The 12,324-nt window shown below is 69.1% G+C and carries 13 protein-coding genes and 1 tRNA gene; 7 read left to right on the top strand and 7 right to left on the bottom strand.

The window, feature by feature from the left end:
* Positions 1 to 34 precede the first annotated feature (34 nt).
* Genes ASD35_RS21620 through ASD35_RS21630 form a run of 3 tightly spaced genes read right to left on the bottom strand, consistent with a single transcriptional unit; the run spans position 35 to position 1,184 of the window.
* The gene (locus tag ASD35_RS21620) at positions 35 to 439 is read right to left on the bottom strand and encodes a DUF6691 family protein (protein WP_056876993.1); all 405 of its coding nucleotides are present in this window, start codon (positions 437 to 439) and stop codon (positions 35 to 37) included.
* Positions 436 to 864: a YeeE/YedE family protein gene (locus ASD35_RS21625; RefSeq protein WP_056876994.1), complete on the bottom strand. Its 429-nt coding sequence runs from the start codon at positions 862 to 864 to the stop codon at positions 436 to 438. Before ASD35_RS21625 ends, ASD35_RS21620 begins: the two co-directional genes overlap by 4 nt.
* Positions 861 to 1,184, bottom strand: coding sequence for a metalloregulator ArsR/SmtB family transcription factor (locus ASD35_RS21630; RefSeq protein WP_056876995.1), 324 nt, complete (start codon positions 1,182 to 1,184; stop codon positions 861 to 863). Before ASD35_RS21630 ends, ASD35_RS21625 begins: the two co-directional genes overlap by 4 nt.
* A gap of 54 nt (positions 1,185 to 1,238) precedes the next feature.
* Between ASD35_RS21630 and ASD35_RS21635 the strand changes: the two genes are divergently transcribed.
* Positions 1,239 to 2,093, top strand: a complete 855-nt coding sequence (locus ASD35_RS21635) for an MBL fold metallo-hydrolase (RefSeq protein WP_056876996.1) — start codon at positions 1,239 to 1,241, stop codon at positions 2,091 to 2,093.
* On the opposite strand, the gene yedA is transcribed toward ASD35_RS21635, so the two are convergent.
* Entirely contained in the window at positions 2,071 to 2,970 is a 900-nt protein-coding gene (yedA, locus tag ASD35_RS21640; protein WP_056877473.1) for a drug/metabolite exporter YedA, read from the bottom strand. The genes ASD35_RS21635 and yedA overlap by 23 nt on opposite strands.
* A gap of 109 nt (positions 2,971 to 3,079) precedes the next feature.
* On the opposite strand from yedA, the gene ASD35_RS21645 reads away from it, so the two are divergent.
* Positions 3,080 to 3,583: an Lrp/AsnC family transcriptional regulator gene (locus tag ASD35_RS21645; RefSeq protein ID WP_056876997.1), complete on the top strand. Its 504-nt coding sequence runs from the start codon at positions 3,080 to 3,082 to the stop codon at positions 3,581 to 3,583.
* Positions 3,584 to 3,601: 18 nt separating this feature from the next.
* Here the strand turns inward: ASD35_RS21645 and ASD35_RS21650 are convergent, their stop codons facing one another.
* The 3 genes from ASD35_RS21650 to ASD35_RS21660 all read right to left on the bottom strand — a co-directional run bounded on the left by ASD35_RS21650 (position 3,602) and on the right by ASD35_RS21660 (position 6,428).
* Positions 3,602 to 4,948, bottom strand: a complete 1,347-nt coding sequence (locus ASD35_RS21650) for a TolC family outer membrane protein (protein ID WP_056876998.1) — start codon at positions 4,946 to 4,948, stop codon at positions 3,602 to 3,604.
* 138 nt (positions 4,949 to 5,086) lie between these two features.
* Positions 5,087 to 5,740, bottom strand: a complete 654-nt coding sequence (locus ASD35_RS21655; protein WP_056877474.1) for a protein-L-isoaspartate O-methyltransferase — start codon at positions 5,738 to 5,740, stop codon at positions 5,087 to 5,089.
* 52 nt (positions 5,741 to 5,792) lie between these two features.
* Positions 5,793 to 6,428 carry a TetR/AcrR family transcriptional regulator gene (locus tag ASD35_RS21660; protein WP_235538418.1) on the bottom strand — a complete coding sequence of 212 codons (636 nt, stop codon included), beginning with the start codon at positions 6,426 to 6,428 and terminating at the stop codon, positions 5,793 to 5,795.
* Positions 6,429 to 6,557: 129 nt separating this feature from the next.
* Between ASD35_RS21660 and ASD35_RS21665 the strand changes: the two genes are divergently transcribed.
* From ASD35_RS21665 to ASD35_RS21685, 5 genes are all read left to right on the top strand, one after another.
* On the top strand, positions 6,558 to 7,400 hold the full coding sequence (locus ASD35_RS21665) for an undecaprenyl-diphosphate phosphatase (protein WP_056877000.1): 843 nt from the start codon (positions 6,558 to 6,560) through the stop codon (positions 7,398 to 7,400).
* A 27-nt stretch (positions 7,401 to 7,427) separates the two neighbouring features.
* Positions 7,428 to 8,249, top strand: coding sequence for a type I methionyl aminopeptidase (map, locus tag ASD35_RS21670; protein ID WP_056877001.1), 822 nt, complete (start codon positions 7,428 to 7,430; stop codon positions 8,247 to 8,249).
* A gap of 1 nt (position 8,250) precedes the next feature.
* On the top strand, positions 8,251 to 10,839 hold the full coding sequence (locus ASD35_RS21675) for a [protein-PII] uridylyltransferase (RefSeq protein ID WP_082580338.1): 2,589 nt from the start codon (positions 8,251 to 8,253) through the stop codon (positions 10,837 to 10,839).
* On the top strand, positions 10,836 to 11,897 hold the full coding sequence (gene mnmH / locus ASD35_RS21680; protein WP_056877003.1) for a tRNA 2-selenouridine(34) synthase MnmH: 1,062 nt from the start codon (positions 10,836 to 10,838) through the stop codon (positions 11,895 to 11,897). The genes ASD35_RS21675 and mnmH overlap by 4 nt, the downstream gene beginning before the upstream one ends.
* 54 nt (positions 11,898 to 11,951) lie before the next feature.
* Positions 11,952 to 12,027, top strand: a tRNA-Ala gene (locus ASD35_RS21685).
* Positions 12,028 to 12,324 lie beyond the last annotated feature (297 nt).

A 12,324-nucleotide genomic window follows, 5' to 3' on the forward strand; every position in this document is an offset into this window, starting at 1 on the left:
GGGCGCGGATTTTGATGCCTCTTTGGGCGTGGCCTCAGCGCGCCATGGATCGGCGCTCCAGCAGCTCGAACAGCGCCATGCCGGCCAGCATCGCCGCGACGAAACCCAGGGCCTTGGGGTCGCCCATGCCCAGCACGACCAGCGCCGGGCCGGGGCACAGGCCCGCCAGCCCCCAGCCGATGCCGAACAGCAGGCTGCCGCCGACAAGGCGACGGTCGATGCGCGTCGCGCCCGGCAGCCGCACCCCTGCCCGCCGCGCCCACGCGAACGCCGGCAGGCCCACCGCGATCGCGCCCGCCATGACCAAGGTCAGCGACGGGTCCCAGGCGCCCGCCAGGTCCAGGAAGCCCAGCACCTTGGCCGGGAACACCATGCCCGACACGATCAGCCCGAGGCCGAAGATCAGGCCGGCCAGCGCGGCGATGACGATGGCCTTCACAGCAGGTGCCTCCACACGAAGACCGTCGCGAAGCCGGCTGCCATGAACACCGCGGTAGCCACCGCCGAACGCGGCGACAGCCGCGACAACCCGCAGACGCCGTGGCCGCTGGTGCAGCCCGCGCCGTAGCGGGTGCCGATGCCCACCAGCAGCCCGGCCGCAAGCAGCGTGCCCCAGCCCGCGTCGATGCGCGGCTGCAGCGGCCCGGCGAGCAGCCCGTAGACCCATGGCGCACCCAAGAGACCGGCGAGAAAGGCGAGCCGCCAGGCGCGGTCTCCGGTCACTGGGCGAAGCAGCCCGCCGACGATGCCGCTGATGCCCGCAATGCGGCCGGCAAACCGCACGAGCACCGCAGCGGCAAGGCCGATGAGCAGCCCGCCGGCCAGCGCAGGCTCCGGCGTAAAGGCATGCCAGTCCACGTTCATGGGCCCTCCTTCGGGCAGTACAGCTTGTAGAGCGTGCGCAGCAGCGCCAGCAGCCGCGGGTCGGCAATGCTGTAGAAGATCTTCTTGCCGTCGCGCCGCGTGGCCACCATGCCCTCGCGGCGCAGCACGCCGAGTTGCTGCGACAGCGTGGGCTGGTGGATGTCCAGCAACACCTCCAGGTCGCCGACGCAGACCTCGCCTTGAGACATCTGGCACAGCAGCAGCAGCCGCTCGGGGTTCCCCAAGGCTTTCAGCGCAGCCACGGCCTCACCCGCGGCCGCGCGCAGGGCCTGGGCGTCGAGGGCGAGGGATCGTGGCATGCCAAACATTATATCTATCGATATACTGAAAGCCTCGCCACGCCGCACGCTGCCATGCCCGCCGTCATCCAAGGCTTTCACGACCCGACCACCGGCACGGTCAGCTATGTCGTCCACGACCCAGGCACGCGCGAGGCCGCCGTCATCGACCCGGTGCTGGACTGCGACGCAGCCGCCGGCCGCACATCCACGCGATCGGCCGACCTGTTGCTGGCCCATTTGCGCGAGCAGCAGTTGAGCCTGCAGTGGATCCTGGAGACGCACGCCCATGCCGACCATCTCTCCGCCGCGCCGTACCTCAAGCAGCAGGCGGGCGGCCTCGTCGCGATCGGCGAGCCCATCCGCGAGGTGCAGGCCACCTTCTCGCGGCTCTTCAACCAACCCATCGTCGACGACGGCTTCGACCGCCTGCTGCGCGATGGCGAGCGGCTGTCCATCGGCTCAGTCGAGGTCACCGCGCTGCTCGTGCCCGGCCACACGCCGGCCGACCTGGCCTATCGACTGGAGGACGCGGTCTTCGTCGGCGACACCCTTTTCATGCCCGACCTCGGCAGTGCTCGCGCCGACTTCCCCGGCGGCGACGCGCGCCAGCTCTACCGTTCCATGCAGCGTCTGCTGGCACTGCCACCTGCGACGCGGGTCTTCGTCTGCCACGACTACCCCAACGGCCGCGAAGCGCGCTGGCAGACAACCGTGAGCGAACAGCGCGCCGCCAACATACACGTGCGCGACGGCATCGGCGAGGCCGAGTTCGTCGCGATGCGCCGGGCCCGCGACGCGACGCTGGGCGTGCCGGCGCTGATGCTGCCGGCCCTGCAGGTCAACATCCGCGCCGGCCAATTGCCGCCGGCCGAGGCCAACGGCATCAGCTACCTGCGCATCCCCGTCAACGCCTTGCCCGCCCCATGAGCAGCAGCACGACGCCGACCAGCACCACGCCCGCCGCCAGCCATTCGTGGCCGCTGATGTGCTCGCCGGCCAGCGTCACGCCCAGCAGCATCGCGATGACCGGGTTGACGAAGGAGTAGCTGGACGCCAGGCCGGCCGACGCTTCGGCCAGCAGCACCATGTAGGCATTGAAGGCCACCAGCGAGCCGAAGACCACGAGGTAAGCCCAGGCCCACAGCGCCTGCGGCTCGATGCTGGAGGGCAGCGTCTCGCCGCTGACGAGGCTCAGGCCCATCAGCAGCGCACCGCCAGCCAGCATCTCGCTCGCAAAGCCCATCGCGCCCGGCGCCAGCGGCAGGCTGCGCTGGGACAGCACGCTACCCACCGCCCAGCTCGCGCAAGCGACGCTGATGGCGACCAGGCCGGCCGGCGAGGCACCGAAGCCCTGCCCTTGCGTCAGCAGCAGCACACCGACCAGGCCGAAGGCGATGCCGAGCGACTCCAGCCGCGTCGGCTTCTCGCCCCAGAACAGGTTGAGGCCGGCAATCATCAGCGGCATCACGGCGATGAAGGCGACCACGAGGCCCGAGCCCACGGTCTGCTCGGCCGTCGCCGTGCCGCCCATGCCCCCGCCCAGCATCAGCCCACCGACGGCGACGGCATGCAGCCATTGCCGCCGGCTCGGCCAGGGCGCGCCGCGCCAACGCATCCACCCGGCCAGCAGCACGCCGGCGACCAGGAAGCGGCTGCCCATCTGGAAGAAGGGCGGCAGGCTGACCAGGGCGATCTTGATGGCCAGGTAGGTGGAGCCCCAGACCAGCCAGGTGGCGGCCAGGCAGAGCATCAGCTTGGGGCTCAGGCCCGAAGCGTTCTTGAGCGGCAACGTCGTCGTGTTCATGGCCGGCATCGTAGGAATTCCGCCGCCCGCCCAACATGGGCTTTTAAAGGTTGATGTTTGCCTTCGCCTTAGGATCTACGGAACTTTCATGCCGCCAACGGCAACTTACATGGCCATCGACCTTGACCACCACGACCACCGCATCCTCGCCGAGCTGCAGGCGGACGCGCGCCTGACCATGGCGGAGCTGGGGCGGCGCGTGCACCTCAGCCAGCCGGCCGTGACGGAGCGGGTGCGCAAGCTGGAGGACGGCGGCGTGATCCGTGGCTACCGCGCGGTCGTCGATGCCGGCAAGCTGGGCTATGCGATCCGGGCGGTCATCCGTATCGAGTCCATGGATGAAACGCTGATGCTGCGTGTGCTGGAAACCAGTCCCGAGGTCATGACGGCGTACGACGTGACGGGCGAGGACAGCTGGATCCTGGAGATCGCCGTGCGCGACGTGGCGCACCTGAAGGCGGTGCTGCAGCGCTTCTGCCAGCAGGCGCCGACGTCCACGGCCATCATCCTGCGCGCGCTGCGCGAACATGCGCCGCTCAAGCCGTTGTCGCAGGTGCAGACTGAGCCCCTGCCCATGACGGCCAAAAGAAAGCCTCGCCGCAGCGAGGCTTGATGCGGGGCGCGGCGTGCTTCAGCGGGCCAGCAGCGAGTTGACGGCGCTCAGGTCCTCGGGGCGCAGCTGGCCCGACGCCTGGCGCAGCCGCAGGCTGTTGACGACGACGTCGTAGCGGGCCTTGGCCAGGTCGCGCTGGGTCGTGTAGAGCTGGGTCTGGGCGTTCAGCACATCGAGGTTGACGCGCACGCCGACCTTGTAGCCGAGCTGCGTGGCTTCCAGCGCCAGCTTGGTGGACGACTCGGCGGCCTCGTAGGCGCTGACCTGGGCCTTCAGCGACTGCACGCCGAAGAAGGCGCGGCGCGTGGCCTCGGCGACGCTGCGGCGCGCGAAGTCGAGGTCGTTGCGGGCCTTCTCTTCCAACACCAGCGTTTCGCGGATGCGGTTCTGCGTGAGCCCGCCGGTGTACAGCGGGTAGCTCAGCGTCAGGCCGACGCTGGCGGTCTTGCCGGTGCCCACGCCGGAGGACTGCGCGGCGATGCCGTTGAGGTTGTTGTGCAGGTTCTGGGCGCCGAGCGTGCCGTTGAGGTCGACGGTCGGCTGGTTGCCGGCGCGCGCGATCTGGGTGTCGAGCTGGGCCACTTCCAGGCCCAGGCGCGCACGGCGCACGGCCGGGTGCTGTTCGTCGCCAGTGGCGACCCAGGTCTCGACGTTGTTGCTCGGCAGGGCCGGCAGCGCCACCGGGGTGGCCAGCGACTTGGGTTCGACGCCGACCCGGCCGACGAACTGGTCCAGCGTCACACGCTTGACGCGCAGGTCGTTGTCCGCGGCCAGTTCCTGCGCCACAGCCAGGTCGTAGCGGGCCTGGGCTTCACGCGTGTCGGTGATGGTGGCCGTGCCGACTTCGAAGTTGCGCTTGGCCGAGGCCAGTTGCTCCGAGATGGCGGCCTTGTTGGCCTGCGAGGTGGTCAGCGCGTCCTTCGCCGCCAGCACGTCGAAATAGGCCGCGGCCAGGCGGACGATGAGGTCCTGCTCGGCGCTCTCCAGGTCGGCCTGGGCCACCTCGAAGCCGCGGCGGGCACGGTCGATGGTGGGCAGGTTGGCTGCGTTGTAGACCGAGTATTTGCCTTGCAGGCCGGCGGTCAGCGTGCGGCTGTTGATGGCCTGGCCGCTGGGGGGGTCGTTGCGCGCCTGCGTGCCCGAGGCCGACAGGCCGAAGGAGGGCTTGATCAGCGCCTCGGCCTGCGCTGCGCGCGCCGCGGCGGCGTCCGCACTGGCCTTGGTGGCGAGGTAGGTGGCGTCATAGGCCCGTGCGGCGTCGTACAGCTCTTGCAGGCTCTGGGCCTGGGCCGCGCCGCCGAACAAAAGGCAGGCGGCCAGGGCCAGCGGTTGCAGGATCAGGCGTCGGGCTGGGACGAAGGGCATGGGATTCCTTGGCTGGAGCAGTGAATTAAGCAGCGGCCGGGGTTATAGACGCAAAGCCCGCCGGTGACTGAAGCCATGCGACGACCTGCGCCCCCGGGGCCGGCAAGCAGCGTTTTATGGCGACGGGCTGCATGCGCGCTAGAAGCTGAAGGCAGGTGCTTCCGCAAAGCCGGGCAGGCGCCCGGCCACGGTGTCGAACAGCACGACCGAGCTGAAATCGTTCGCGCCGGTGCGGGTGACAAGTTGCGCGCGCATGACCGGCTCACCGCCGACGATGGCCGCCAGGCGGCCGCCGACCTTGAGCTGGTTCAACAGCGCCTGCGGCACCGCGGCGACCGAGCCGGACAGCAGGATGACGTCGAAGGGCTCCTCGGCAGCCAGGCCGGCCGCGCCGTCCTGGTTGAGCACGGTGACGTTGAGCACGCCGGCACGCTTGAGGTTGGCAGCGGCCTGGGCGGCCAGGCCGGCATCGGCCTCCAGCGCGATGACGCGCTGCGCCTTGTGGCCCAGCAGCGCGGCGAGGTGACCCGTGGCGGCGCCGATCTCCAGCACCTTCTCATGGCGCTGGACCTTGAGCTCCTGCAGTAGCCGTGCCTCGACCTTGGGCGCCAGCATGCGCCGCGTGGCGGTCAGCGGCAGCTCGATGTCGACAAACGCCTGGTGGCGGTGCGCCTCGGGCACGAAGTCCTCGCGGTGCACGACATGCAGCAATTCCAGCACGCTGGGGTCGAGCACGTCCCAGGGGCGGATCTGCTGCTCGATCATGTTGAAGCGGGCTTGTTCGAGATTCATCTTGTTCTCCGGGAGCACGGGTCGGCGGACTGAAAGCCAAAAATTGTAGGGGTCAGCTTGGCGTGGCCAGCAGACCGTGCAGCAGCATCGACATCTGCGCGTCCAGCAGCTCCATGGGGCTCATGGTGTGGGGGCAGACGTCGTGGTCGCCGAACGAGTGCTCGTGCAACATCATGTGCAGCAGCGGCGCGATGAGCAGATGCACCGTCGCCTCCACCGGCACGGCGCGGAATTCACCGGCGCGGATGCCGCGCTCGATGAGCCCGCCCAGCAGGTTCTGCGACGGTGTGATGACCTCGTCGACGTAGAACCGGGCCAGCTCGGGGAAATGGCGCGCCTCGGTCATCACCAGCGAGCAGACGACGCCCGCATTGCCCTGGCCGACCTTGGCCCACCAGGCCCGCATCATCTCGACCAGCAGGTCGGCGATCGGGCCGTCGTACTGGGCAGCCTGGGCGGCGGACTCGGCGATGTGCACCGCGAGGTTCTCGCGCACCATCGCCTTGAACAGCTCGTCCTTGCTGGGGTAGTAGCGGTAGAGCGTGCCCTTGGCGACGCCGGCGCGGGCGGCCACCTCCTCGCTGCGCGTGGCGGCGAAGCCCTTCTCGACAAAGAGCGCCAGTGCCGCGTCCAGCAGCTCCTGCGGGCGGGCGTCCTTGCGGCGTTGACGGGGGGCGGCGGTGGCCAAGCTGGCTGAGTTAATGACCCGAGGGTCAGTAATGTAGCCCCGGGGTCAGGGCGCGGCAAGTTCGGCTCGCGGGCACCCCACTACACTGCGCCGCCTTTTTTGCATTCGTCTGCCTTCCGGAGCCGTTACGTGGATGTCATCCTGCTGATCAAAGCCGCCGTCATGGGCATCGTCGAGGGGCTGACCGAATTCCTGCCGATCTCGTCCACGGGGCACCTGATCCTCGCCGGCTCGCTGCTGAACTTCGTCGGCGAGAAGGCCAAGGTCTTCGAGATCGCCGTGCAGACCGGCGCGATGTTCGCCGTGGTCTGGGAGTACCGCGAGCGCCTGGCGCGCACCGTCAAGGGCATCACGCATGAGCCGCAGGCGCAGCGCTTCGCGCTCAATGTGCTGATCGCCTTCCTGCCGGCCGTGGTGCTGGGCCTGGCCTTCGGCAAGTTCATCAAGGCCCATCTGTTCCACCCCGTGCCGGTGGCGCTGGCCTTCATCATCGGTGGCTTCATCATCCTGTGGGTGGAGGGCCGCAACCGCCGCCTGCACGACGGCGGCCACCAGCCGCGCGTGCAGACCGTGGACGACATGGGCCCGCTGGACGCGCTCAAGGTCGGCCTGCTGCAGTGCCTGGCCATGATCCCCGGCACCAGCCGCTCGGGCGCCACCATCATCGGCGGCCTGGTGCTGGGCATGTCGCGCAAGGCAGCGACCGAGTTCAGCTTCTACCTGGGCATCCCGACGCTGATGGGCGCCGGCGCGTACTCGGTGCTCAAGCAACGTGACGCCCTGGCCTGGGAGGACGCGCCGATGTTCGCCGTGGGCCTGGTGTTCGCCTTCATCAGCGCACTGCTGTGCATCCGCTGGCTGATCCGCTATGTGTCCAGCCACGACTTCAAGGTCTTCGCCTGGTACCGCATTGCCTTCGGCGTGATCGTGCTGGCCACCGCGTACATGGGCATGGACATCTGGAAAGACTGACGCTGGCCCTGCTGGGATAATTCCGCGATGGCCATCACCATCAAGACTGCTGCCGACGTCGAAGGCATGCGCATCGCCGGACGCCTGGCGTCCGAAGTCCTGGACATGCTGACGCCCCACGTCAAGCCGGGCATCACGACCAACGAGCTCGACAAGCTCGCCCACGACCACATCGTCCACGTGCAGCAGGGCATCCCCGCCCCGCTGAACTACTGCCCGCCGGGCTACATCCCCTACCCCAAGTCGATCTGCACGTCGGTCAATCACCAGGTTTGCCACGGCATCCCCAACGACAAGGCGCTGAAGAACGGCGACATCGTCAACATCGACGTCACCGTCATCAAGGACGGCTGGCATGGCGACACCAGCCGCATGTTCGTCGTCGGCGAGGGCTCCATCGCCGCCAAGCGGCTGTGCGCCTTCACGTACGAAGCCATGTGGAAGGGCATCGCCAAGGTCAAGCCCGGCGCGCGCCTGGGCGACATCGGCCACGCCATCCAGACCTTCGCCGAGAACGCCGGCTTCTCCATCGTGCGCGAGTTCTGCGGCCATGGCATCGGCCGCGTCTTCCACGAAGAGCCGCAGGTGCTTCACTACGGCCGCCCCGGCACGCTGGACGAGCTGGTGCCCGGCATGATGTTCACCATCGAGCCCATGATCAACGCGGGCCGCCGCGAGATCCGCGAGATGGGCGACGGCTGGACCATCGTCACCAAGGACCGGTCGCTGTCGGCGCAGTGGGAGCACACCATCCTCGTCACCGATGCCGGCTACGAGGTCATGACGCTGTCCGCCGGCAGCCCGCCGCCGCCGGCCTTCATCACGCAGGCAGCCGCTGCCACGGCCTGACGTGGCGACGCTCGCCGACCTCCGCCAGCAGTTCAAGGCCGGGAAGCAGGCGCTCATCGACGGCTTCCTCGCCGAGCGCCCGACCCAGGCCAGCGCGCAGACGCTGCTGCGCCGGCTTGCCCGCCATGTCGACGAGACGCTGCGCGCGCTGTGGGCGCAGGCCGGCATGCCCGAGGGCGCCTGCCTCGCGGCCGTCGGCGGCTATGGCCGCGGCGAGCTGTATCCCCACTCCGATGTCGATGTCCTCGTGCTGCTGCCCGACGGCGTCGAGGCGCACGTCCCCGGCGCGGTCAAGGCCGCCATCGAGGCCTTCATCACGGCCTGCTGGGACGTCGGCCTTGAGATCGGCTCGTCGGTGCGCACGCTGGGGGAATGCCTCAGCGAGTCGCAGGGCGACGTGACCATCCAGACCGCGCTGCTCGAGGCCCGCCTGCTGGCCGGCGACGCCAAGCTGTTCAAGCAGATGGCCAAGCGCTTCATGCAGGCCATGGACCCCAAGGCCTTCTTCCGCGCCAAGACGCTGGAGAGCCTGCAGCGCCACACCAAGTTCGACGACACGCCCTACGCGCTGGAACCCAACTGCAAGGAAAGCCCCGGCGGCCTGCGCGACCTGCAGATGCTGATCTGGATCGCGAGCGCCGCGGGCCTGGGCAAGACCTGGAAGGCCCTGGCCCAGCGCGGCCTGATCACGCCGTTCGAGAGCCGCCAGCTGCAGCGCAACGAGGGCCAGCTGCGCTTGATCCGAGCCCGCCTGCACGCCGTCGCCGGCCGGCGGGAGGACCGTCTCGTCTTCGACCTGCAGACCGCCGTCGCCGAAAGCTTCGGTTTCCAAGGCACGGGGGCGCAGCGTGCGTCCGAAGTGCTGATGCGCCGTTACTACTGGGCGGCCAAGGCCGTCACGCAGTTGCACCAGATCCTGCTGCTGAACCTGGAAGAGCAGATCAACGGCTCGCAGCAAGGCCTGCTGCGCCCGCTGGACGGCCAGCCGGACTTCCTCGACCGCGGCCGCATGCTTGAGGTGGCCAGCGACGACCTCTACCAGCGCGACCCGCACGCCATCCTGCGCACCTTCCTGGTCTACCAACAGACGCCGGGCATCAAGGGGCTGTCCGCGCGCACGCTGCGGGCGCTCTACAACGCCCGCGGCCTGATGGATGCCGCGTGGCGGCGCGACCCGGTCAACCGCGAGACCTTCATCACCATGCTGCGCGAGCCCGAGGGCCAGACGCACGCCTTCCGGCTGATGAATCAGACGTCGGTGCTGGGCCGCTACCTGTGGGTGTTCCGCTCCATCGTTGGACAGATGCAGCACGACCTGTTCCATGTCTACACGGTGGACCAGCACATCCTGATGGTGCTGCGCAACGTGCGGCGCTTCTTCATCCCGGAGCACGCGCACGAGTACCCGTTCTGCTCGCAGCTCGCCGCGCAATTCGACGCGCCCGAGCTGCTCTACATCGCCGCCCTCTTCCACGACGTGGCCAAGGGCCGCGGCGGCGACCACTCGGAGCTCGGCGCCGTCGAGGTCAGGCGCTTCTGCCGCCAGCACGGCCTGAACGCCGAGGACACCGCGCTGTGCGTCTTCCTCGTCGAGCACCATCTGACGATGTCGCGCGTCGCGCAGAAGGAAGACCTCTCCGACCCTGAAGTCATTGCCGCATTTGCCGCCAAGGTGGGCGACGCACGGCGGCTCACGGCGCTGTACCTGCTGACGGTGGCCGACATCCGCGGCACCAGCCCCAAGGTCTGGAATGCTTGGAAGGGCAAGCTGCTGGAAGACCTCTACCGCATCACGCTGCGTGCGCTAGGCGGCGCCCGGATCAACGTAGACGCGGAGATCGAGGCCCGCAAGCAGGAGGCCCGGCAAGACCTGGCGCTGCATTCGCAGCTGCCCGGCACCGAGGAGCCGCTGTGGAAGACGCTGGCGGTCAGCTACTTCGCGCGGCACGACGGCGCCGAGCTGGCCTGGCATGCGCGCTCTTTGTGGCGCCACGTCGAAACGCAGGTGCCCGTCGTGCGCGCTCGCCCCTCGCCCATCGGCGAAGGCCTGCAGGTGCTGGTCTACGCGCCGGACCAGCCGGACCTGTTCGCCCGCATCTGCGGCTACTTCGACACCGCCGGCTTCAGCATCCTTGACGCCAAGGTACACACCACGCGCAAGGGCTATGCGCTGGACACCTTCCAGGTCATCCGCCCCGAAGCCGATGTGCATCACCGCGACCTCGTGCCGCTGGTCGAGCAGAAGCTCGGCAGCGCGCTGCAGGCCGGCGGCCCGTTGCCCGAGCCGCGGCGCGGCCGCCTGTCGCGCCGCGTGAAGAGCTTCCCCTACACGCCGCGCATCTCGCTGCGCCCCGACGAGCGCGCCACCGCCTGGCTGCTGACCATCTCCACCAGCGACCGCGCCGGCCTGCTCTACGCCATCGCCCGCGTGCTGGCGCGCCACGGCATCAACCTGCAACTCGCCAAGATCTCGACGCTGGGCGAGCGCGTGGAAGACACCTTCCTGGTCGACGGCGCGGCGCTGCAGCAGAACAAGGCCCAGCTGCAGATCGAGAGCGAACTGCTGGACGCGGTCTCGCTGCCCGCATGAGCTACACCACGACCATCGGCGATGCGGTTGCGGAGCTGGACCGCTTCGACGCCCTCATCGACGTGCGCTCGCCCGCCGAGTTCGCGGAAGACCACATGCCCGGCGCACTGAACTGGCCGGTGCTCGACGACCAGGAGCGCCACGACGTGGGGCTGCTCTACGCCACCTCGCCCTTCGAGGCGCGCAAGCTCGGCTCGGCCCTGGTCGCACGCAACATCGCCCGCCACATCGAGACCAGCGCCGTCGCCTACCCCAAGACCTGGCGTCCCCTGGTCTACTGCTGGCGCGGCGGCCAGCGCTCGGGCGCCATGCATTGGTTCCTGGGCCAGATCGGCTTTCGCTCGCGCCAGCTCATCGGTGGCTACAAGGCCTACCGCGCCCAGGTGCGCGACGACCTCGCCGCCTGGCCCGCCCGCTTCGATTGGCGCGTGCTGTGCGGCCGCACCGGCAGCGGCAAGACGCGGCTGCTGCATGCGCTCGCCGCCGAAGGCGCACAGGTGCTCGACCTCGAAGCCCTGGCCGCCCACCGCGGCTCCGTGCTGGGCGCCCTGCCCGACGCGCCGCAGCCCAGCCAAAAGGCCTTCGACAGCAGGCTGTGGTCGGCGCTGCGCGGCCTGGACGACGCCCGGCCCGTCATCGTCGAGAGTGAGAGCCGCAAGATCGGCCGCATCGCCATACCCGCCAACCTGCTCGACGCGATGCGCGGCGAGCGCAGCGCCTGCGTCTGGATCACCATGCCGGAGCAGGCGCGCGTGACACTGCTGCTCCAGGACTACAGCCACTTCGGCGCCGACCCCGACGGCTTCTGCCGCGCACTGGACGGCCTCGTCGAACTGCGCGGCCGCGCCCGCGTCGAAGACTGGCAGGCCCGCGCCCGCGCCGGCGACTGGGCCGGCGTCTTCGCCGAGCTGATGCGCGAGCATTACGACCCGGGCTACGAGCGCTCGCTGCGCGGCCACTTCCCGGCGCTGGCCCAGGCACGCGAAATCACGCTGCCCGACGGCTCGCCGGCCTGCATGACCGAAGCCGCGCGCGCGCTGATCGGCGCCGGCCTGTAGCGGCTCGGTACCGGCGCAGCATGCGCACGGCGCGCTATACTTTTTAGCTCGCGTGGGGGGGTAGCTCAGCTGGGAGAGCGCCGCGTTCGCAATGCGGAGGTCGGGAGTTCGATCCTCCTCCTCTCCACCACTCGATACCCAAGGCCTTGATCTTCAAGGCCTTTTCTTTTGCATCGCCAACTTGGATGGGGATGTCCAAGTTCACGTCCAAGTTCGTGCACCGAAAAGAACATCCCTCACGTCGAAGTCCCGCCGGGAACGCTTCCGACGCTCCTGTGCAGGCCAGCCTGCGGTTCGCCAGAAGTGGCCAATGAGCCGGTCGTCTCGAGCAGTCTGATCGCCGCCTGGCGCCCGATCGTTTCGCAATGCGTTTCAGGGGGAGTGCTAAAGTGCGCCGCCCTCAAGAAGTGGCGTTCTGCCCCTGTCG

The organism is Pelomonas sp. Root1444 (genome assembly GCF_001426885.1).
Taxonomy (GTDB): Bacteria; Pseudomonadota; Gammaproteobacteria; order Burkholderiales; family Burkholderiaceae_C; genus Pelomonas.